The 21152-nt window shown below is 64.8% G+C and carries 23 protein-coding genes; 12 read left to right on the top strand and 11 right to left on the bottom strand.

Annotated features, from left to right (window positions below; genetic code table 11):
- The first annotated feature begins 256 nt into the window (after positions 1-256).
- The 3 genes from CMN27_RS12115 (at position 257) to CMN27_RS12105 (ending at position 3269) form a co-directional block, all read left to right on the top strand.
- Complete coding sequence (locus tag CMN27_RS12115) at positions 257-910, top strand: methyltransferase domain-containing protein (protein WP_293626765.1); 654 nt, start codon at positions 257-259, stop codon at positions 908-910.
- 331 nt (positions 911-1241) lie between these two features.
- Positions 1242-2387 carry a TAXI family TRAP transporter solute-binding subunit gene (locus CMN27_RS12110; RefSeq protein ID WP_293626764.1) on the top strand — a complete coding sequence of 382 codons (1146 nt, stop codon included), beginning with the start codon at positions 1242-1244 and terminating at the stop codon, positions 2385-2387.
- An 81-nt stretch (positions 2388-2468) separates the two neighbouring features.
- On the top strand, positions 2469-3269 hold the full coding sequence (locus CMN27_RS12105; protein WP_293626763.1) for an SDR family oxidoreductase: 801 nt from the start codon (positions 2469-2471) through the stop codon (positions 3267-3269).
- 12 nt (positions 3270-3281) lie between these two features.
- On the opposite strand, the gene CMN27_RS12100 is transcribed toward CMN27_RS12105, so the two are convergent.
- The 3 genes from CMN27_RS12100 to CMN27_RS12090 are packed head-to-tail and all read right to left on the bottom strand — an operon-like array spanning position 3282 to position 5465.
- Complete coding sequence (locus CMN27_RS12100) at positions 3282-3767, bottom strand: nucleoside deaminase (protein ID WP_293626762.1); 486 nt, start codon at positions 3765-3767, stop codon at positions 3282-3284.
- A 60-nt stretch (positions 3768-3827) separates the two neighbouring features.
- Complete coding sequence (locus tag CMN27_RS12095; RefSeq protein ID WP_293626760.1) at positions 3828-4892, bottom strand: DUF561 domain-containing protein; 1065 nt, start codon at positions 4890-4892, stop codon at positions 3828-3830.
- Between the two features lie 24 nt (positions 4893-4916).
- Positions 4917-5465: a cupin domain-containing protein gene (locus CMN27_RS12090; protein WP_293626758.1), complete on the bottom strand. Its 549-nt coding sequence runs from the start codon at positions 5463-5465 to the stop codon at positions 4917-4919.
- 137 nt (positions 5466-5602) lie between these two features.
- Between CMN27_RS12090 and CMN27_RS12085 the strand changes: the two genes are divergently transcribed.
- The 3 genes from CMN27_RS12085 (at position 5603) to CMN27_RS12075 (ending at position 7959) form a co-directional block, all read left to right on the top strand.
- The gene (locus CMN27_RS12085) at positions 5603-6058 is read left to right on the top strand and encodes a thioesterase family protein (RefSeq protein WP_293626757.1); all 456 of its coding nucleotides are present in this window, start codon (positions 5603-5605) and stop codon (positions 6056-6058) included.
- Positions 6055-6567 carry a GNAT family N-acetyltransferase gene (locus tag CMN27_RS12080; RefSeq protein ID WP_293626756.1) on the top strand — a complete coding sequence of 171 codons (513 nt, stop codon included), beginning with the start codon at positions 6055-6057 and terminating at the stop codon, positions 6565-6567. The genes CMN27_RS12085 and CMN27_RS12080 overlap by 4 nt, the downstream gene beginning before the upstream one ends.
- Positions 6568-6780: 213 nt before the next feature.
- The gene (locus CMN27_RS12075) at positions 6781-7959 is read left to right on the top strand and encodes a GGDEF domain-containing protein (RefSeq protein WP_293626755.1); all 1179 of its coding nucleotides are present in this window, start codon (positions 6781-6783) and stop codon (positions 7957-7959) included.
- A 10-nt stretch (positions 7960-7969) separates the two neighbouring features.
- Here the strand turns inward: CMN27_RS12075 and CMN27_RS12070 are convergent, their stop codons facing one another.
- The 3 genes from CMN27_RS12070 to CMN27_RS12060 form a co-directional block, all read right to left on the bottom strand.
- Positions 7970-9022: a DUF4105 domain-containing protein gene (locus tag CMN27_RS12070; protein WP_293626754.1), complete on the bottom strand. Its 1053-nt coding sequence runs from the start codon at positions 9020-9022 to the stop codon at positions 7970-7972.
- Between the two features lie 55 nt (positions 9023-9077).
- Positions 9078-10688 (bottom strand): glucan biosynthesis protein, encoded by a 1611-nt coding sequence (locus CMN27_RS12065; RefSeq protein ID WP_293626753.1) that lies wholly within the window; start codon positions 10686-10688, stop codon positions 9078-9080.
- 116 nt (positions 10689-10804) lie between these two features.
- Positions 10805-11296, bottom strand: coding sequence for an acyl-CoA thioesterase (locus CMN27_RS12060; protein WP_293626752.1), 492 nt, complete (start codon positions 11294-11296; stop codon positions 10805-10807).
- Positions 11297-11394: 98 nt separating this feature from the next.
- On the opposite strand from CMN27_RS12060, the gene CMN27_RS12055 reads away from it, so the two are divergent.
- The gene (locus tag CMN27_RS12055; RefSeq protein WP_293626751.1) at positions 11395-11970 is read left to right on the top strand and encodes a glutathione S-transferase N-terminal domain-containing protein; all 576 of its coding nucleotides are present in this window, start codon (positions 11395-11397) and stop codon (positions 11968-11970) included.
- Between the two features lie 9 nt (positions 11971-11979).
- On the opposite strand, the gene CMN27_RS12050 is transcribed toward CMN27_RS12055, so the two are convergent.
- Positions 11980-12270: a DUF3301 domain-containing protein gene (locus CMN27_RS12050; RefSeq protein WP_293626750.1), complete on the bottom strand. Its 291-nt coding sequence runs from the start codon at positions 12268-12270 to the stop codon at positions 11980-11982.
- Between the two features lie 11 nt (positions 12271-12281).
- Complete coding sequence (locus tag CMN27_RS12045) at positions 12282-13586, bottom strand: alpha-hydroxy-acid oxidizing protein (RefSeq protein ID WP_293626749.1); 1305 nt, start codon at positions 13584-13586, stop codon at positions 12282-12284.
- 209 nt (positions 13587-13795) lie between these two features.
- On the opposite strand from CMN27_RS12045, the gene CMN27_RS12040 reads away from it, so the two are divergent.
- Positions 13796-15583 carry a monovalent cation:proton antiporter-2 (CPA2) family protein gene (locus tag CMN27_RS12040; protein WP_293626748.1) on the top strand — a complete coding sequence of 596 codons (1788 nt, stop codon included), beginning with the start codon at positions 13796-13798 and terminating at the stop codon, positions 15581-15583.
- 39 nt (positions 15584-15622) lie between these two features.
- On the opposite strand, the gene CMN27_RS12035 is transcribed toward CMN27_RS12040, so the two are convergent.
- Positions 15623-16498, bottom strand: a complete 876-nt coding sequence (locus CMN27_RS12035) for a phosphatase PAP2 family protein (protein WP_293626747.1) — start codon at positions 16496-16498, stop codon at positions 15623-15625.
- A 99-nt stretch (positions 16499-16597) separates the two neighbouring features.
- Between CMN27_RS12035 and CMN27_RS12030 the strand changes: the two genes are divergently transcribed.
- A complete protein-coding gene (locus CMN27_RS12030) occupies positions 16598-17392 on the top strand; it encodes a DUF1206 domain-containing protein (protein WP_293626745.1) in 795 nt (264 codons plus the stop codon).
- Between the two features lie 17 nt (positions 17393-17409).
- Here CMN27_RS12030 and queA read toward each other — a convergent pair whose 3' ends face one another.
- Complete coding sequence (queA, locus tag CMN27_RS12025; RefSeq protein WP_293626743.1) at positions 17410-18438, bottom strand: tRNA preQ1(34) S-adenosylmethionine ribosyltransferase-isomerase QueA; 1029 nt, start codon at positions 18436-18438, stop codon at positions 17410-17412.
- Between the two features lie 560 nt (positions 18439-18998).
- On the opposite strand from queA, the gene CMN27_RS12020 reads away from it, so the two are divergent.
- The 3 genes from CMN27_RS12020 (at position 18999) to mscL (ending at position 20590) form a co-directional block, all read left to right on the top strand.
- Positions 18999-19673: a glutathione S-transferase N-terminal domain-containing protein gene (locus CMN27_RS12020; RefSeq protein WP_293626741.1), complete on the top strand. Its 675-nt coding sequence runs from the start codon at positions 18999-19001 to the stop codon at positions 19671-19673.
- Between the two features lie 5 nt (positions 19674-19678).
- Entirely contained in the window at positions 19679-20098 is a 420-nt protein-coding gene (locus CMN27_RS12015) for a hypothetical protein (RefSeq protein WP_293626739.1), read from the top strand.
- 72 nt (positions 20099-20170) lie between these two features.
- Positions 20171-20590, top strand: a complete 420-nt coding sequence (mscL, locus tag CMN27_RS12010; RefSeq protein ID WP_293626737.1) for a large-conductance mechanosensitive channel protein MscL — start codon at positions 20171-20173, stop codon at positions 20588-20590.
- Between the two features lie 56 nt (positions 20591-20646).
- On the opposite strand, the gene CMN27_RS12005 is transcribed toward mscL, so the two are convergent.
- A complete protein-coding gene (locus tag CMN27_RS12005; protein WP_293626736.1) occupies positions 20647-21093 on the bottom strand; it encodes an SRPBCC family protein in 447 nt (148 codons plus the stop codon).
- Positions 21094-21152: the final 59 nt, after the last annotated feature.

Genomic DNA, 21152 nt, shown 5'->3' with positions numbered 1-21152 from the left:
GAATAATGCTGGGTTCGCGCGAGCAGCGTTAAGAAAGCATTAAAAACTGTAGGAGCCATGCAACACATAGCTTTTCGTGATTCGCGGTAGGCATAGATAGGATGCTATAAAAGTACGTAATTACAGCGGCTTGAAGCGGATTGATTGGCAATGGCGATGCTTTGGCGCGATTGTTTTTACAGGCTTGCTTAGTTAACACCGACGTAAGCGGCGGAATCCGGTAATGTCTACTCAGGGATTCCACTGAAGACGTACCGTGCAACAAGCCGACTCCACCCGTCCTTTCAAACGCGAAGACGCCGGTCGGCGCTATGCAAAGACACGCTACAGCGGCGTGTTCCAGCGCCTCGTGGCATGGCGTGAGCAGCGGCTGGCGAAACGTCTTCTTGCCTACCCCTGGGCGGACTGCAACGGGCATATCGTGGACTTGCCCTGTGGCTACGGCCGTTTCTATCCGTTGCTCAAGCAGATGGATTTCAAGGTCAGCGCCATGGACCAGTCGCAGGCGATGGTCGATATCTACAGCGACCAAGACCGGTTCGACGCCGCGGACCATGCCGAGCGTGCCGACGTGCTCGAGCCCTTGCCGCCACAGGCCGCGCCGGCCCGGCGCGCGCTTTGCGTACGCCTGTTTCAGCACCTGCATCATCCCGAACTGCGGGTGCGGGCCTTGCAGACCCTGGCCGGCGAAGGCCGCCAGATCGTGATGACCTATTACGATGATGGCTCGCTGCATTACTGGACCAAGAGGGCCGCCATGCGACTCAAGGGCAAGAAGGTGCGGGTGAAAATGATCCCTCGGGCGGCTTTCGAGTCCGAAGTGGAGCAGGTCGGGCTGCGAGTGCTTAAGCGCGTGAAGCTGTTTCCGGGCATTCATGCCCAGACCTGGGTGCTGCTGGCCCCGCGTTAAGCCGCTCCGGCCCATCGTTCACGGTCTGGCCGCGGTCAACGGCCGTGAAGCGAATGAAATAAACGACCGACAGCGGCCGGCGTTTACTTCCGATGGCGCTGTAAAACAGCTGACTTGGTCAGCCGTTTGGTTGCCGGATTGATAACACTCTGGCAATGGCCTGCGCTGCGAAGCCAGTGAAACCCGTGTGCTCGACGCCCGCGCATCCTTTCGAATCGGAAACCCACGCCCTTTCCAGCGAAAAGGACAATTGCGCCCGCGCCCGCTTCGTGCAAAGGTCTGTGAAACGTTATTCCAATAAAACGTAACCACAGCGAAGGGAGGAGAACCTATGCTGCGATCAATGGCGCGTTGCCTGATGGCGGGCCTGGCCCTGACGACGATTTCCAGCACGGCGGCGCTTGCCCAGCCCGAGGCCATGCCGCGAACCATGGTCTGGACATCCTACGACCTGGGGGCCTCCGGCTATGCCGAGGCTTCCGCGATTGCCGATGCCTTCGGTCGCAAATACGGCATGCGCGTACGCATCCAGCCTTCGGGCTCGGCCATCGGGCGCCTGCAGCCGATCTTCAACGACCGGGCTGATATCGGCTTTCTGGGCAACGAAACCTTCTTTGCCACCGAAGGCCTGTTCGATTTCGCCACGCCGCGTTTCGGGCCGCAGGATCTGCGCGTGCTCATGGGCAAGGTCAATTCGTTTGGCATGGCGGTCGCCGCCGACGAAAACATCGACTCGGTAGCCGATGTCGAGGGCAAGCGGGTGGCCTATCCGGCCGCCAACCCCTCAAGCAGCCTGAAGTGCGACGCCATGCTCGCCTTTGCCGGGCTCAGCCGCGACGATGTGGAAGTGGTCACCTTCCCCACCTATGCCGCGACCATGAGTTCAGTGGCCGAAGACAAGGCCGACGTGACCTGCACGGTGACCGCGACCGGGCAGATGTACGAGCTGGCCGAATCGCCGCGCGGTATCAAGTGGCTCGATCTCGATCCCGAGGACGCCGCGGGCTGGGAACGGCTCAACAACATCGCGCCGCTGTTCAAGCCGGTTTCGGAAACCCAGGGTGCCGGTCTGTCGAAAGACAACCCCGCCCAGCTCATGGCCTATCGCTATCCGGTGCTGACCGTACGCGCGGACATGGACGACGACACCGCCTATGCCCTGACCAAGGCGCTCGACGAGACCTACGATATCTACAAGAACGCCACCTCCACCGCATCGCGCTATGCGATCGAAGACGCGGCGGTACCGCCGATCGATGCACCGTTTCACCCGGGCTCGATTCGCTATCTCAAGGAAATCGGCGTTTGGAGCGAGGACTCGGCGCAGTGGAACGAAGCCCGGCTGGCGCGTCTTAACGCCCTAAGGGCGGCCTGGAGCGACATGATGGCCGAGAACTCGGATCTGCCCGAAGACGAGTTCGCCGAGCTCTGGAGCGAGCGCCGCGAACAGGCGCTTGCCGAACTCGAAAACCAGTAACGCCAACCGACGAAAGCTCGGCAAAACGCCCGTGCGGTGGCAACCGGCGGGCGTTTTGTCGTCGATAAGGAAACAACCGACATGACTGCACGCCTGGAAAACAAGATCGCTATCATCACCGGCGCCACCAGCGGTATCGGCGAGGCCACGGCCCGCCGCTTTGCCGAGGAAGGCGCGACGCTCATGCTCGCCGCGCGCAGCGTGGACAAGGGCGAAGCCCTGGCCGCCGAACTGGGCGAGCGGGTCGCCTTTACGCGCACCGATGTCAGCAACGAAGACGAAATGGCGGCGCTCGTCGATGCCACGGTCGAGCGCTTCGGCCGGCTGGATTGCCTGTTCAACAACGCCGGTGCTGGCGAGCGCAGTACCGCCGAAACCATCGACGAGGCCAGCTTCGATCATTTCATGCGCCTGCTGGCCGGCAGCGTGGCCTTCGGCATCAAGCACGCCGCGCGGGTGATGAAAGAGCAAGGCAGCGGCAGCATCATCAACAACGCCAGCATTGCCGCTCACCGGCTCAACCAGGGCGGTTATCTCTACTCCGGCGCCAAGGCCGCGGCCGCGCATTTCACCCGTATCGCCAGTGTGGAACTGGGCGCCTACGGCATTCGCGTGAACGCGATCTCCCCGGGTGCGATCGCCACGCCGATCTTCTGGGGCGGCTCGGCCCGGGCACAGACGCTCTCCGAGGAAGAAAACGCCGCCAAGCTCGACAAGCTCACGAACAATCTTGCCCAGGCCACGCCGCTGCCGCGCTCGGGCTATGCCGTGGATATCGCCAACGCCGCCGTCTTTCTGGCCAGCGACGAGGCCGGGTTCGTCAACGGCCACGACCTGGTGGTCGATGGCGGGCGTATCCAGATGTTCAACGAAAAAGGCTAGGCCCGATGCGTACTAGCCGCCGGCGTGGCGGCGTGCGTGCAGTGCCTGGACTCGCTCGGCCAGATCCGGCACCGGGCCGGCGACGAGCACATCGGGCGCGATCTCGTGGATGGGGCGCGGCGTGACCGGCGGCTTTGCTGCGCCCAGTTCATCGAGCCAAGCGACCAGCTGATTCGAGCTGCTGGCATAGACGATACGGCCCAGCCCGACCCAGGCATGGGCCGCTGCACACATTGGACAGTGTTCGCCGGAGGTATAGACCGTGCTCGCTGCGCGTTCGTCCGCGCTCATATGCTCGGCGGCCCAGCGTGCCAGCGCGAACTCCGGGTGGCGGGTGGCATCGCCCGGGCCTTCGGCGATGCGGTTGCGGTCTTCGGCGCGTACCCGGCCCCGGCCGTCCACCAGCACCGAGCCGAACGGTTCGTCGCCCGCATCCAGGGCCTGTTCGGCAAGCGCCAGGCAGCGTTCCAGATACGGGCGTTCTTGCGTATCGATCATTCAGGTTCTCTCAAGGCGCTGTTCTGTCGACGTTTCTTGTGAAACATTTGTTCCGCGCCGCTATGAGCGGACACAGGCATCGTATTCACGCATGAGCGTGTCGACGAGTTCGGCGGCGCCCATGGTGCGGGCCAGACTCGCTGCCTGACCGGCCCAGAGCGACATGAATGCGTCGCGATCGGCCTGGCCGGCGGCGGCGCGAATATCCTTGGTCCAGGCGTTGTGTACCGGATAATCCGGCAGGCTGGCCTCGATCGGCGCCATTTCTTCGATGAAACGGTTGTTCAGCCCGCGCGCGGCCTTGCCGGAGAAAGCGCGGGTCACCGCAGTGGGGCGCTCGCCTGCTTCGAGCAATGCCTTCTTGTGTGCCGGTTTGGCGCCGCTTTCGCTGCAGGTCAGAAAGGCGCTGCCCATCTGTACGCCGGCCGCGCCCAGCATGCGACAGGCAGCCATGCCGCGCCCGTCCATGATGCCGCCGGAGGCGATCACGGGCACGTTCACAGCATCGACGATCTGCGGCACCAGCGACAGCGTGCCGACCATCGACTGTTCGGCGCTCGCGATGAACGTGCCGCGATGCCCGCCGGCGTCGCTGCCCTGGGCCACGATCATGTCCACGCCGTCGGCGGCCAGTGCACGGGCTTCGGCCACCGTGGTGGCGGTACCGATCACGCAGGTGCCGCGGCTTTGCAGTGCCTGTATATGCGCCTGATCGAGCGCGCCGAAGGTGGAGCTGAATACGGACACGCCGGCCTCGACGATGGCCTCGAACTGGGCATCGAAATCCGGCGCATAGCGTGCAGGCGCGGCCGGGCGCGCAAGGCCCAGTTCTTCGCGGAACGCGTCGAGCCGGGCGTTGGCCTGTTCGATACGATCCTCATCAACCTCAAACGGCTGTGGAATGAACAGGTTCACCGCGAACGGCTTCTGCGTTGCCTGCTTCGTGTCGGCGATCGCCTCGGCCAGGGCGTCGGGCGGCATATAGCCGGCGCCGATCGAGCCCAGGCCGCCGGCATTGGATACCGCGGCGACCAGTGCTGGGGTGGTCGTGCCGCCGGCCATGGGTGCCTGGATAATGGGATGGTCGATGCCCAGCCGGGTGGTCAGCTCGGTCTGCCAGCTCATTGCCTGTACTCCGTAGGTTGCGTTCTAGTCGTGCCAGTATGCCGTCAACGCGCCGTTCGGCCCGCCCACGGGGTCGCTGTCCGGGCGGGCGAGTGCGGCGATGGTGGCACGGGCGGTGGCGATATCGGTGTCCTCGGGTCGGCACAGATCCCAGTCCTGCTGGTCCGGCGGGTAGGCGGCCACGAGCAGGAAATCGTCGCTGGCGCGGCGTCGACAATGGCCGGTGCCCGCGGGCAGCACCAGCACGTCGCCCGCGCGGATATCGATATCGCGGCCGTTCTCGCCGCCCAGAACGAGCGTGGCCGTGCCGCCCGCCACGCCCAGCGTTTCGTGCGCACGGCTGTGGTAGTGGTGATAGTCGAACACGCCGCCGCGCCATTGGGGCGGCCAGCCATTGCGCGCGAAGCGTTGTTCGAGCGCCTCGGCCGGCGAGGCGTGATGCGTGTCGATGCCGCGATAGCGCAGCACCGGGTAGGCGCTGTTGGGCGTACGGCCGTCGTCGTCGAAGAACAGCCGCTCGGGGGTTTCGTCGGCGACGTTCGGGGCGGTGGCGTTGCGGTGGGTATCGTTCATGGCAGTGCTCGTAGGGGCCTGCGTCGACCGGTCGGGCCTGATAATCTGCGCGCCGGTATGAGTTGCCCGCAGTCTGCGCCGACATCCGGCCGTGCTCAAGTACGGGTACTCTGATTTTTTTTGGTTTGTTCATCGCCATGTCTTCGATGCCTTTTCGCTACCGATTTCGCGTGCGCTACAACGAATGCGACGCCCAACGCGTGGTTTTCAACGCCCGCTATGCGGACTATGTCGACCTCGCCATGACCGAGTTCATGCGTGCGCTGGGGCGCGACTATCTCGCCCTGCTGGCGCGCGGGCTCGACAATCAGGTGGTCAAGCTCACCCTGGAATGGCAGGGCCCGGCCCATTTCGACGAAGTACTGGAAGCGCGGGTGGAAGCGATCCGGCTCGGGCACACGTCGTTCACCATCGGCTTCGAGATCGTGCGCGCCGCCGACGACACGCCGGTATGCCGCGCCGAGGCGGTCTACGTGATGATGAGCGGCGAGCCGCTGGCCAAGACCCCGATCCCCGACGATCTGCGCGAGCGCTTCGAACAGGGCGCGCCGGGGGTGGTGATCGATCATGCCGGCGATACCGGTTCGCCATGACCGCCATACGTCGAGCCAAGCCCGAAGACTGGCCTGCGATCTGGGCGATCATCGAGCCGGTGTTTCGTGCCGGCGAAACCTATGCCGTGGCCGTGGATATCGAGGAAGACGAGGCATACGCCTTCTGGATGGGCAAGCCGCTTGCCACCTTCGTGGCCGTGAACGCCGCCGACGGGCGAGTCCTCGGCAGCTATTTCCTCAAGTTCAACCAGCCCGGCGGCGGCAACCACGTCTGCAACTGCGGCTATATCGTGGCCCGCGATGTCCGGGGCCAGGGTGTGGCCGGCCAGCTCTGCGAGCATTCCCAGCGCGAGGCGATTGCGCTGGGCTTTCGGGCCATGCAGTACAACCTGGTGGTGGCCACGAACACCGGCGCGGTGCGGCTCTGGCAGCGCCACGGTTTCGATATCGCCGGCCGGCTGGCCGGCGCATTTCGTCATCCCACGCAGGGCGAGGTCGATGCGCTGGTCATGTACAAGCGTCTCGTCGAGTCCTCGGCCACCGACTGAGCGATTTCGCGTAGCACGGGTCGGTTATCGTCTTTGTTTAGAATGACGGACCCAGTATAAGAATAGATGGCGTTCGGGCTGCTCAGGCGGGTATGTGGATATGCTCGCCGCAGCCGACGGCTGCGTTGAAAACAGCGGCCCCGGTCAGCTGTTTGGGTGCTGGATCAATATCGGGGTCGGCCGGCCGAGCAGGCGGCAGCACGGGGAGCGGGCATGGGCCAGGACGGTCGAATCGAGCAGGGGGCTGCCGGGTGGCGTGGGCTCGTGCAATGGCTACGCCATGTTCATCGTGCGGATTATCTCGTCGCGAAGGCGAACGACTTTCGTTTGTTCACCCGGGTTTCGCTGTTGATTACCGGCGTGTTCCTCTGCACGACCGTGATCTGGGACCATGCGATCGACCCCGTCAACGCTCGGCACGCGATCGGGCTGCGGCTTATCGAATCGCTGGCGCTGTTTGTCTGGCTCGCGGCGAGCTGGAACGATATTCGGGCGCCGCTGGCGAGGATCGCGGCCGTATGCATGCCCCTGGTGGTGTCGCTGACGTTCATTCTCGTGCTGTCGCGTCTGGAGCACGGCGCCGAATACGGCATCGGCGGCTTTCTCTACTTTTTCATCTTCATGCCGTTCCTGCTGGTCGGGCAGTCGATCCGTTTCGCGGTTTCGATCCTCGGCCTGATTTCGGTTTTCCCCATGGTAGTGGCGCCGCTGGGTGTCAGCGCCGGGCTCGATTGGGGCATCTACAACGCCTATGTCTGGATGTGTTTCGTGCCGGTCGTGGGTATCCAGCTGCTCTGTGAATACCTCTATTGGCGGGTATCGGTCTATCGCGGGTACGTGGAACGGCTGGTGGTGACGGACGAATTGACCGGTCTGGCCAACCGGCGGCGCTTTTTCATCGAGAGCGAACGCATTCTCGAAACCCATCGTCGCAGCCAGCGTCGGCTGAGCCTGCTGTTCATCGATATCGATCACTTCAAGCGCATCAACGACACCTATGGCCACGTCGTCGGCGATGCGGCGCTGTGTCATGTAGCCGAGGCGATCGCGCAGGACATGCGCGGGATCGACCTCATGGCACGCTATGGCGGCGAGGAGTTCCTCGTGCTCATGCCCGAAACCTCCCATCGTGCGGCCCTGATCGCGGCCGAGCGCATACGATGCGCGGTGCGTGACAAGTCGTTTGATGCGGGGCTCGAAGACGGGCGCGCGCTGCAGATCACGGTCAGTATCGGCGTGGCCAGCGATCGTCCGGTCGCCGACCAGACGCCCCAGATCGATACGCTCATTCAGAACGCGGACGCGGCGATGTACAGGGCCAAACAGGCCGGGCGGGATGCGGTTCGCGGCGCCGCCGACCTGAGCGAGCCCGGCGCTGCGAAAACGCGATAGAGCCAGCGCTTTAGCGGCTGCTGTCGGCGCGATCGACGCGGGCCTGGGGCAGGCCCTGGCGAATGGCCTCCGAGAACCCGGACGTTGAATGGCCGTTAGCGTCGGAGGCGATGGCCCGGGCATTGATATGGCCGCGGCGCTCGAGTTCGGCCAGGGGGTAGTCGGTATTCAGCGCGCCCAGGTCGTAGATGTAGTCGGGCAGATGGCCGGAGGCCAGCAGTCGGTAATCCCAGGGCAGGCCCGGCACAATGCGTTTGACCATGTCGTAGACGATGGTCGTGCAATTGGAAGTCAGCGTGTTGTAGAAGCGCGGCGCGTCTTCGAGCTGGTCGGCTTCGTCGAGATAGGCTTCGAACAACGAACGCATGGCCGCCGGCGAGAGTGCGACCGAATAGAGATAGACCGATTCGCCGCGGGCATTGCTGCGCGTACGGATGATGTCGCGCTCGTCGGCGGCCACCAGCACCAGTTCGGATTGGCGAAAGAAACCGCCGATGGCCGAAAAGCTCTGCCCGCGGGTGCGTCGGACTTCAACCGAGAACACCAGGTGACGACCGTCGGTAAAGCCGAAGCTGACCAGCGTATGGGCGATCGTCGGCCCCATCCAGTAGGACACGATCAGGTCGGCGCTCTCCAGTTCCGACAGGTCGTACTGGCGGGTTTCCCAGCGGGCATCGAAATCCTGCCGGGTGCGCCATTCGAAGTTGCGCACGTTTTCGAGGGTGACGATATCGCCGTCGCGGGTGGCGTGCAGCAGGCGGGCCACATCGGGCGCCCAGTCGCGATCGTGGCTGGGCGTGATCGTATGCCACCACAGGGCCAGCACCAGCGCGGCAAAGGCGAACAGGGCCGGCCCGGCCAGCGTCCAAGGCCCCGAGCGGGCCTGCGCGATGCTGGTGAGCGCTGCCAGGGCAGGCAGCAGCCAGAGTGCGATCAACAGCAGGCGCAGCGCCAGGTTTTCGGGGCCACGAAAATAAAGCGCGAGCACGCCCCAGCCGCCGGCCAGCAGCACCGCCAGCGCCAGCGGCACCCGCCATAGCAGCGACAAAAGCAGCGTCTTCATGGCGAAACGCGCAGGCGCTGGGCTTTACTTCGTGGCCGATGGGAGATGCCGGCCCCTAATAGTAGCGTTCGTCGGACTTCGGCGGTACCCACTGATAGAGCCAGGTTTCGGTCAGCGGGCGGTCGCCGGCGCGCAGATACAGCCGGATCGACACGGCTTCATCGGATTGGCTTTCGGGGACCCAGTCGAAGATGGCGCGATAGCCCTGGATCGGTTCGAAGCGCCGGGCCTGCACCATGCCGAGTTTGCCGCGCGAGACTTCCACCTGAACTTCCACCTGAGTGTCGTCGGGCAGATCGTCGAGCGGGTCGCCGACGAAGTCCACCGCGAAGCGGCGCGCATACTCCGAGGGCGAGCGATCGCCCGGAATCCAGCCTTCCGGCACGTTGCCCATGCCCGACCAGGTCTTTTCCACCTGGGCCAGCGTGGGCGCGACCGGTGGCAGCGGCAGCCAGTAGAGCTTGTAGCTGAAGTTGAGCTGCTGATTGCCCGTCACCGGTTCGTCGGGAATCCAGAACGCGCCGATGTTGTCGACCGTTTCGCCAACGGTGGGCAGCTCGAACAGCGCGATCTGGCCGGCGCCCCAGTCGCTGGTCGGTTCCACCCACAGGCTCGGGCGCCGGTTGTACCAGGCCACGTCGTCGCGATAGTTGTCGAAATCGTGATCGTGCTGCACCAGACCGAAGCCGCGCGGATTCTCGTCGGGGAAGGCGTTGTATTGCAGGGTCTTGGGGTTGAACAGCGGCCGGCACACCCATTCGCCGTTGCCGCGCCACATTTCCAGGCGGTCGGAATCGTGTACCTGGGGATGGATCGTATCCCGGGCCTGGGCCTGGCTGGTGCCCTTGAGGAACATGCTGGTCATGGGGGCAATACCCAGACGCCCGATCTGATGGCGGGTATGCAGCTCCATATCCACGTCCATGACCGTGCCGTCGGCGGTCAGGTCGATCTTGAAGCGATAGGCGCCGGCAACCGCCGGCGAATCAAGCAGCGCATAGACGATGGCCTGCTGGTCGTCGTGCGGCTGCTCGAACCAGAATGCCACGAAATCGGGGAATTCCTCGGTCTGCTCGGTGGCGGTATCGATCGCCAGGCCGCGGGCGGAAATGCCGTACTGGTTGTTCTTGTCGAGAAAGCGGAAATAACTCGCGCCCAGAAAGGCGCCGGCCTCATGGCTGGCGTTGGCGTCGTTATCGCGCATGAGCTTGAAGCCGGCATAGCCGAAATCGTGCCCCTCGAGCTGGGCCTGATCGACGCCCGAGCCTTCGTAGCTGAAGCGCTTCGGGTCGAAATGCACTTCGTGGGCCTGCTGGGTATCCGGGTCGATCACGTGCATGCGCACGGGCAGATTGAACTGCATGCCGACATGGAAAAAACGCAGGCTCATGTCGGTCTCGGGCGCGTCGCGCCAGATGGCGTATTTCGGATCGTACTGAATCTGCTGATATTTCAGCGGCTCGAGATTGGCCAGCGTGGGCGGCAGCGTTACCGCATTGTCCTGGTAGGGCCGCCCGGCGAGTTCCTTGGCGCGCTGCTTGAGGCGATCGAAATCGAACGGCTCGCCGCGTGGATCGGTTCTCGCACCCTGTGCAAATGCGGGGAAGGCGGGCAGCCCGAGGGCGGTCAACGCCAGCGATGCCTTCAACAGATTACGTCGATTCATGGGGCACTCTTCGTGAATTCGAAAGACAAGACAGGCGCCGCCGCCGAGGGTTCCGTCAGCGGCGCACCGGTCGGTGGCTGCAAAGGCGGGTGCGGTCTGCGCCTGGCGACAACGGTTCAGCCTTCCATGACGTCAAGAAAGGACCGCGACTCGGCGCGCAGCTGTTCACGCAGTTCGATCATGCGCTTGGCATAGGCATTCAAGCGTTTGCTGTGTTCGCTCTCGGGCTCGAAGGCGGGTACGCGTACCGGTTTGCCGTCGTCCCCCAGGGCCACGAACACCAGGATGCAGTGGGTGGTGAAGCGCCGCTGCCGGTCGCGCGGATTGCGTGCATGCACGCTCACCGAAATATGCATGCTGGTGCGCCCGGTATGCATGAGTTCGGCCTTGAGTTCCACCAGATCGCCCACGCTGATCGGCTTGAGAAAGCGAATGCCGCCCACGTACACCGTCACGCAGTAGGCCGAGCTCCAGTTGGCGGCACAGGTATAGCCGGCATGGTCGATCCATTTCATGACGTTGCCGCCATGCACGTTGCCGCCAAAATTGACGTCGGAGGGTTCGGCCAGAAAACGCAGGGTGATCTCGGCGGCGGGCGTATGGCTCATGCGCTCGGTCGGGTGAAGGCTTTGGGGCCTAGTCTAGCCGCAGCCGGGCAAGCTTGTAGACTGGGGCCCTATTTCGCACGCGCAAACGAGGCCTGCCCATGAAACTCATCGGTTCGTCGACTTCGCCCTATGTTCGCCGTATTCGGTTGCTGCTGGGCGGTAGCGACTACGAGTTCGCCAGTCTGGATATCTATGGCGCGGATCGCGACGAGCTGCGTCGCAATAACCCGGCGCTCAAGATCCCGATGCTCATCGACGACGAGCAGTCGATCTACGACTCGCGCGTGATTGCGCGCTATCTGTCGCAGAAAATGGGTTTCGCGGATCTGTCCTGGGCCCAGGAGAACCAGCTCACGCTTATCGATGCCGCCAACGACTCGATGGTGACCATCGCCCTGTCCAAGAAGTCGGGCCTGGCCACCGACAGCGACATCATGTTCTACGGCCTGCAGCACGAGCGTATCGAGCGCTCCATCGATGCGCTGTCGGCGATGGCCGCCGAGGGCGCATTCGACGAATGGCACTACCCGAGCATCTGCCTGTATTGCCTGGTCGACTGGGCCGAAATGCGCGGGCTGTTCGATTTTTCCGGCCATGCGCCCCTGCTCGAACTCAAGCAGCGGTTCAAGGACAAACCCAGCGTCGCCGAAACCGACCCGCGCCAGGCGGGATAGGCGAGACCATCACAGCGGGTATGGCTCCATCTCGATATGGGCCACCCGCTGGCCGTGCATGTCCACATAGCCGGTATAGCGGCGGTCGCCGCGGCGGTAGAACTCGAAACGATAGCGGCGTTTGAGCGCGCCGCGCGCCAGCGAAATGCGCTGGAAGGCGAGTTCGTCGATGAACGTCACGTCGGCGTTCTCGCAGGCGGCCAGCGCCGCCCGGCGGGCCGCCCAGCGCGCGCCCAGCGACTGCCACCAGAACAGGGCGACCAACGCCAGGCCGATCAGCCAGGGAAAGAACTCGAACATCGCCGGCCCTCTCAGTCCGCGGCGTGGTCGTCGCGCACGAGCCGGGTCGCGCCGGCCCGAATCGCGTCGATATCGCGACAGCCGGACAGCGCCATGGTCAGCTCGAAATCGGCGGCCAGATTGTCCAGCACCTGCCCCACGCCGGCTTCACCGTCGATGGCCAGCCCGTAGGCATAGGGCCGGCCGATGCCCACCGCCCTTGCGCCCAGTGCCAGCGCCTTGAATACGTCCGCGCCGCCGCGAATGCCGGAATCCAGGATCACCGGCAGATCGGGTGCTGCGGCCACCATTTCCGGCAGTGCATCCAGGCTGGCGCGGGCGCCGTCGACCTGGCGGCCGCCATGGTTGGATACGATCAGCCCGTCAACGCCGTGTTCGACCGCCAAGCGGGCATCCTCGCCGTCGAGAACCCCCTTGAGCACGATCGGCAGCTTCGTGCGCTGGCGCAGCCAGGCCAGATCCGCCCAGGTGATGTTCGGGCGTGAATAGGTGGCAATGAACTGGCGTACCGCCGCCAGGGCCTGGCCGCTGGTCAGCGCTCGCAGGCTTGAGCCGGGGTAATGACGGGCCGCCGCGATGACGTTGCGCAGCGTACGCGTGTTGATCTTCGGTCGCGGGCCGTCGTCGGGCACGTCCGACAAGCTGGCCCGAAAGACCGGGTCCGAGGTGTACTGGGCGATACCCTGTCCGAGCAGAAACGGCAGATGCGCCAGATCGAGATCGCGCGAGCGCCAGCCCAGCAGGGTGGTATCCAGCGTCACCACGATCGCCTCGCAGCCGCAGGCCTCGGCCCGCGCGACCAGAGATTCCACCAGCGCATCGGACTTCGACCAGTACAGCTGGAACCAGCGCGGCGCGTCGGCCTGCACCTGCTGCATGGCCGCCGTGCAATCCTCCATCGACCGGCTGGCCTGATTGGAAAACAGCATCGGCACGCCGCGCGCGGCGGCCGCGCGTGCGACTGCGATATCCGCCTCGGCATGGGCCATTTCCAGCACGCCGATCGGGCACAGCACAAAGGGGCTGGGCAGGCGCCGGCCGAACAGTTCGACAGACGTGTCGCGTGTTTCCACATCGCGCAGCATGCGCGGCACGATACGCCAGCGCTCGAAGGCGCGCCGGTTGGCGGCCATGGTGGATTCCCGGCCCGCACCGCCGGCGATATAGGCATAGGCCTGTTCCGACATGGCTTTTTCTGCCGCGGCTTCCAGGGCGGCGTAGTCCGTGGGCACCGTCGGCCGACTGCCGGACATGCCGGCGCTGTAGATGGCTTGCTGGCGGGCAACCGCCCCGGTGGCGGGCTTGGATTGATTCATGGTCGCTGGGGTTTCGCTCGAGCCTTGAGCCGAGCTTAGCAACTGCCGCGCCTGGCGGGTGCGTTGTCGGCTGCGGGCGTCGCCGGCCGTTCGAGGCGTGTATGCCTACGCTATGATTGACCCGCGAACAAGGCGGTGGGTCTTGTCCGCCGTTTTTAACGTCGAGCGAATAAGTTAGCGCCCCGGAGGGCGATCGACAGGGAGTCAGGGTGGAGCCGTTACTTGAGGAAATCGCGATCTTTCTGGCCGCGGCCGTGGTTGCCGTGCCGATCGCTCAACGTCTGGGCCTGGGTTCGGTGCTCGGCTATCTGGGCGCCGGCGTGGTCATCGGGCCCTGGTGTCTGGGGCTGATCAGCGAGGTCGAAGACGTACTGCATATCGCCGAATTCGGCGTCGTGCTGCTGTTGTTCATCATCGGCCTGGAAATGCAGCCCAGGCGCCTGTGGGCCTTGCGCAAGACCATCATCGGTCTGGGCGGCATGCAGGTGGGGCTGAGTGCGGCCGCGCTCGCGCTCGCCGCCTCGCTGTTGCTGGAGCTACCGGTCGCACCCGCCATCGTGGCCGGTCTGGCCCTGGCGCTGTCGTCCACGGCGTTTGCCCTGCAACTGCTCGCCGAGCGTGGTGAGCTGACTGCAAAGCACGGTCGCGCGGCGTTCGCCATCCTGCTGTTTCAGGATCTGGCGGTGATCCCCATTCTGGCGCTGCTGCCGCTGCTGTCTTCCGGCAGCGAATCGGTGAGTTTTCTCGGCGCGCTCTGGGAGACGACCAAGATCGCGCTGGTGATGGCCGCGATGGTGGTGGGCGGCCACTATCTGCTGCGCCCGATCTTCCGGCTGGTCGCGGCCACGCGCATGCCCGAGATCTTCACCGCGATGACCCTGCTCATCGTCGTGGGCACGGCCGTGGTGATGAACGCCACCGGTATTTCGGTGGCGCTCGGCGCCTTCGTGGCCGGCGTGCTGCTGGCCGATTCGGAATATCGTCACGAACTCGAGGCCAACGTCGACCCGTTCAAGGATCTGCTGCTGGGGCTGTTCTTCATTGCCGTGGGCATGTCGATCAACCTCGGGCTGATCGCGGCCCAGCCGCTGTTCCTGCTGGGCCTGACGCTCGGGCTGATCGGCGTCAAGGCCGCGATTCTGTTCATCCTGGCCCGGCGCCACCGTTTGAGCTGGAGCGCATCGCGGGGTCTGGCGGCGTTTCTGCCCCAGGGCGGTGAGTTCGCCTTCGTCATTCTGTCGACGGCGGTGGCCGGCGGTCTGTTCGTACAGGCAGAGGCCGATCTGCTGGTGGCCACGGTCACCCTGTCGATGGTGCTCACACCGCTGTTCGTGAAGCTGGTGGCCTACTACAACGACTGGCGTACGCCCAAGAGCGAGCCGACATTCGATACGCCGGATGGCTCGGAGCATCCGGTGCTGATCGCCGGGTTCGGCCGTGTGGGCCAGATCGTGGCACGCATGCTGCGCGCCAAGCACATCGGCTTCACCGCGCTGGAAATCAACGTTCATCAAGTGGATTTCGTACGCAAGTACGGCAACAAGGTCTACTACGGCGATGCCTCGCGCCTGGAACTGTTGCGTGCTGCCAAGGCCGAGGAAGCCAAGGTGTTCGTGCTGGCCATCGGCAACCGCGAGGCGTCGCTGGCGACCGCGCGCGCCGTGCGCGAGCATTTCCCGCATCTCAAGATCATCGCGCGGGCACGCAATCGTCGCCATGCCTACGAGCTGATGGATCTGGGCATCACCGTCCTCCAGCGCGAGACGTTTCTATCCAGTCTGGAACTGGCGGGCGACGCCATGCGCATGGTCGGTTTGAAGTCCGATGAAATCGATCGCGCCAAGCGCCTGTTTCGCAGCCACGACGAAAAACGCTTGTTCGAGCATTACGAAGCAGCCGACGACGAGACGCGCTACGCCAAGCTGGTGATGGAGGCCGCCCAGGAGCTCGAGGAGCAGTTCGAGCGCGACGCAGCCGATCACGCGGACGAAAAATAACGTTCTCGTTCGCGCCGCGGCGGTCTGGGGTGCTTCGGTTTACCGTGCGCTCAACAGATCGCCGCTGCGCTGGCGCAGGAATTCGGTCAGGGCAAAGCCCGATAGCAGCCAGAAGCCGCCCACGAGCAGGCCGGCAGCGATATCGCTGGCGAAATGCACCGACAGAATCGCCCGGCTGGCGGCGATCGAGGCGATCAGCGCACAGCCCCAGTAGCCCAGTTCGAAGCGCCGGCGCACGCCGGGCATGTCGCGGGCGATGGCATAAACGATGAAGCCGTAGACGGCGATCGCGCCGGTGGCATGGCCGCTGGGAAACGACGGCGTGCTGGCGCTGGCGAAGGTGAGGAAATCGGGGCGGTCGCGGTCGATGGCGTATTTGCCTATATAGGCAATCGACTGCGAGCCGATCACGGTCAGCAGCAGCCCCGGGATGTAGCTCAAGCGCCGATGCGCCCACAGAAAGCCGATGGATACGATCGTGATCGCCACCAGCGTTTCCAGATTGGCCAGGGACGTGATGCCGTTGACGAGCTTGAGAAAGTGCGGATCGCGCAGTACGGCCAGTGCCTCGTTGACGTGCTGGTCGAACTGAACGAGTTCCTCGCCTTCGAACAGGTCTTCGAGCAGGCCCGCGGCGAGCACGATCAGATATAGTGCGAGCCCGACGAACAGCGTCAGGGGCAGGCCGGAAAACCGATCGACGCTCAGACGCGCGCCGATCAGACGCGTCGTTTTCGGCGCACGGCGTTGCAGACTGGCCAGAAACTTGCGTCGATAGGCCAGGCCGGTGAGGCCCCGGCCCAGGCGTGGCCCCGAGAATTCCAGTGCGCGCCAGAGCCACCAGGCCACGATATGGCCGACAACGAGCAGGCAGACAAAGCCGAGCAGCAATTGCCAGAATGGCAGTGGCGTCATGGGAATACCGCGGGGTTTAAGCGTGGGGCGAGTATACCGACGGTGTTACAGGCATGTGACGCGAATCCATGAGCCCAGGGGGCTCGAAAGGGCGAATCAATGACTTATACCCGTGCCGGCGTGCGCTGGATTGCACGTATCGGCTATGCCGCACGCGGACTGGTCTATGTGACCGTCGGTCTGCTGGCGATCAACGCTGCGCTGGAGTTCGAACAGGCCCGCGATGTACGCGGCGCGATGCGCGAAATCAGTACCCATTCCGGTGGCCAGATCGCCTTGATCGGGCTGGCCGTGGGCCTGGCGGCCTACAGCTTATGGCGGCTGGTCCAGACCTCGCTGGACGTGGATGGCCACGGTTGGAAGCCGGGGGGGCTGGTGGTGCGTATCGGACTGCTGGTCAGTGCGATCATGCATGCATCGCTGGCCTACGGCTGTGTCGAGATCGCCATGCGCCTGAGCGACAGCTCAAGCAAGCCGGTACAGAGCGCGGTGTCGCGCACGCTGGATTGGCCGTTCGGCCCCGCGTTGGTCATTCTCGGCGGCGTGATCATCGCCGGGGCCGGCATCGCCCATATCCACAAGGGCTGGACCGCCGGTTTCAGGCGCTGGTTCGATGCCTCGGCCGCGGCCATGCGCTGGATTGACCCCGTCAGCCGGGTCGGGCTGATCGCCCGCGGGCTGCTGTTCGTGGGCATCGGCGTGTTCGTGATCAACGCCGCGCTGACGCTCGATGCCTCCGAGGCGCGGGGCATCGAAGGCGTGATGCTCTGGGTACAGCAGCAAAGCTACGGCCGGCTCATGCTCGGTGCGCTGGGCGCCGGCGTGCTCGCCTTTGGCGCCTATAGCCTGATCGAAGCCTGGGTGCGACGCGTGGGACTGGGGCGCGCGGTTTAGACGCGCTGCAGCGGTGATCAGCCGATGAACATCGCATCGCCGTAGCTGAGAAACCGATAGCCCGAGCGCTTGGCATGGTCGTAGGCCGCGAATACGTTCTCGCGCCCGGCGAAGGCGCTGACCAGCATCAGCAGGCTCGACTGCGGTTCATGAAAATTGGTGACCATCGCATCGACCACGTGAAAGGCGTCGCCGGGTTTGAGAAACAGCGCGGTTTCGCCCTCGAAGGGGGCGATACGCCCTTCGCTGCCCGGCTGGCGGGCCGCACTTTCCAGGCTGCGCACCACGGTGGTGCCGACCGCGACCACGCGCGCCCCACGCGCCTTGGCCGCGGCGATCTGTTCGCATAGCACGGGCGGCACGTGTACGCGTTCGGCGTGCAGGCGCTGCTCGGCCAGGTCGCCCTCGCGCAGACGCTGGTAGGTACCCGAACCCACATGCAGCGTGGCATAGCCGAATTCCACGCCGCGTTGCTCGAGCGCGGCCAGCAGGGCCTCGTCAAAATGCAGCCCCGCGGTGGGCGCGGCCACGGCGCCGTCGTGCCGCGCCCAGACCGTCTGGTAGCGGCTGCGATCGGCGGGCGTATCCTCGCGCCGGATATAGGGTGGCAGCGGCACGTGGCCGTGGGTGTCGAGCATGTCGGCAATGCTGTCGCCGGCCGTGTGAATGAGCGTATACAGCTCGCCTTCGCGAGCTTCGACCTGTAGCGTTGTGGTACCGATCTCGATCACGGTGCCCGCCCGTGGCGGCTTGTTGGCCCGGATCTTGGCCGAAATACGGCTGGAGTCGAGGATGCGCTCGAGCATCACCTCCACCGCGCCGCCGCTGGCCTTGTGCCCGAACAGGCGGGCGGCGAGCACGCGGGTATCGTTGAATACGATCAGATCGCCGGGCGCCAGGCGATCGACCAGCTGCCTGATCCGGCCATCGACGAGTGCGCCCGTATGCCGGTCGAGGCTGAGCAGCTTCGAGGCGCTGCGCTCGGCCAGCGGCTGCTGGGCGATGGCCGTAGCCGGCAGGTCGTAGTCGAAGTCGTACTTGTCCATCGTATCGGCCCGATTCATGCAGAGTGTGGCGCGGGCCGTGGATTCTGGCCAGCAGCGCGCGCGGCGACAAGTCGCGGCGTTCAGCTTCGTGCATGCAAGCGCGCGTAAAATACGCGTTTTGGAGGGAATCTCTGTACAACCTGTCGCGAGCGGCGAGAGGTTATGCAGAGATTTCCAAGACGAAGAGGCGCCGGGATGCAGTTGATCAATGCACTCACGTCCACGCTCGCGAGCACGGCCCGCGGTTGGCGTGGTACAAGGGCGTGTCATCATGAGATATGACGTCGCATTGCCCGCGCCGGGCGTGTCAGGCAAGGCGCGGGCCGCCGAGCGTGGCGGGCCCACGGTCAAGGTCCGCAACGCCGCATGGCGCGTCCGGCGCGGACAACCCGGAGGGTCGACGGCCAAGCCGCGGCAATTCGGCGTTATCGCTCGCTTACGTGGCATCACCACGCGACGCTCGCGATGCCTTGTCTTGCCGCGGCTTGGCCGCCGATGCGCCGCCTTATCTCATGACGACACGCCCTAGGGCGGCACGCACATCGCGTCAGCCGGAGACAATGCTCAAACTCTACGAATACGAAGGTTGCCCGTTCTGCCGGCTGGTGCGCGAAGCGCTGACCGAGCTGGACCTGGACGTGATGATCCACCCCTGCCCGCGCGGCGGCACGCGCTGGCGCCCCGAGGCCGAGCGCATCGGCGGCCGTGCCCAGTTCCCGCTGCTGGTCGACGACAACACCGGCGACGTGCTCTATGAGTCCGCCGACATCATCGCCCATCTGCGCAAACACTATGCCACCGGGCGTCGGCGCGAGGCGAAGGCGCCAGGCCTGCGCGCCCAGCTCGGCTCCAGCGCGGCGAGCGCGCTGCGCGGTTTTGCCGGCACGAACGCTCGCGGGGGTACCGCGAGCTCGCCCGCGCAGCCGCTTGAGCTTTACAGCTTCGAGTCCAGCCCGTTTTCACGCATCGTGCGCGAAGCGCTCTGCGAACTGGAGCTGGCCTATGTGCTGCGCAATATGGGCAAGGCGGTGAACGCCGATATGGGCCCGCCCTGGGTCCGCGAGAAATTTTTTGCCGATACGCCGGTCGAAGGGCGTAACCGCAAGGCCATGCAGGAAGAAACCGGCCGCCTGCAGGGGCCCTATCTCATCGACCCGAATACCGACACGCGCATGTACGAATCTGCCGATATCGTGCGCTATCTGCATACGACCTACGGCAGCCAAGCGAGATGATTCCGATGCAAACGAAGATATGGCGTTTCGGGGTGGCCATGGCGGCCCTGCTCGCGCTGGCGGCCTGTGCCAGCCAGAAACCGGTGCTCTACCCCAATTCCACCCTGCAGCAGCGTGGCGAAACGGCCGGCAATCAGGCCATCGAGGCCTGCATGCAGCGGGCCGATGCGGCCGGCCTGGATTATTCCAAAGGCAACGTGGCCCGACGCACGGCCGAAAGCGGCGCCATCGGCGGTGCGGGCGGTGCCGTGGGCGGGGCGATCTACGGCAGCGCCACCCGTGGCGCGGTCGCCGGTGCGGCCGGCGGTGCGACGGCGGGCCTGATTCGCGGCATGTTCGATCGCAACGATCCGGCGCCGGTTTATCGCGCCTATGTGAATCGTTGCCTCGCCGAGCAGGGCTACGAGCCGATCGGCTGGGAATAACGCTACCGCGTGACCGCTTCGCGGACTATGATTCGCGCCGACGCATGTGCGTTGCAAGCATCGGGGCGAAACATGGGTTTTTTGAGTGAGTTCAAGGCATTTGCCGTGCGCGGCAACGTCATCGATCTGGCCGTGGGTCTGGTCATCGGTACCGCGTTCGGCAAGATTGTTTCGTCGCTGGTCGCCGATATCATTTCCCCGCCGCTGGGCCTGCTGATCGGCGGCGTGGACTTCTCCGGTTTGAGCGTGACCCTGCGCCAGGCGGTGGGCGATACGCCGGCGGTGACGCTCAACTACGGCCTGTTCATTCAGACCGTCATCAGCTTCGTGATCGTCGCATTCGCGATTTTTCTGGTCGTGCGCGCCATTAATGCCCTCAAGCGCAAGGAAGCCGAAGCGCCCAGCGCGCCGCCTGCGCCCTCGGTCCAGGAAACCCTGCTCACCGAAATCCGCGATGCGCTACGTGAGCGCAACGCCCAGGAGCGCGGCTGATCGGATCCGACAGAACGCCGATCTATTCAGCCGACATGAATAGATCGGCTGTGTGTCTAGCGCAGCCGCCGTGCCCAGATCATCAACGCCAGTCGATAGGCCACCGCCATCTGACGGGCCACGGCGAACTCCACGCCGCGGCCCACGACGGGCGTGACCGCTTCCAGCGTTGAACTCCAATGTACGCGTGTACGCGGTGTGCTGCCGGCAAGCGGCTCGAAGGTCAGGCGCGCGCCGTGGTGCACGATCGGCAGCGGCGAGGCAATGATGCGATAGCCCAGCGCACTGCCCGGTTCGTACTCGGTGATGCGCTCGACGATGCGGGCCAGGCCCAGGTCGAGCACGCGCTCGGCGTTGACGCCGTCGCGGTGGCTGTCGCCGGCCCGGCGCAGCCAGGCATGACGAACACCGGGCAGGCTGGCATAGCCGGCGTGGTCGCTGACCACATCAAAGGCGGTGGCCGCATCGACGGCAAAGTCCTGGGCGACGTGAAGCTTCTGCATGAAAACTCGCGGGCTCAATCCGAAACTCGATCTTATCGTTTTTCGACCTGCGCGGTATG

The sequence above is a fragment of the Salinisphaera sp. genome (genome assembly GCF_002729955.1).
Lineage (GTDB): Bacteria > Pseudomonadota > Gammaproteobacteria > Nevskiales > Salinisphaeraceae > Salinisphaera.
This window is presented reverse-complemented; position numbering and strand designations above follow the sequence as displayed.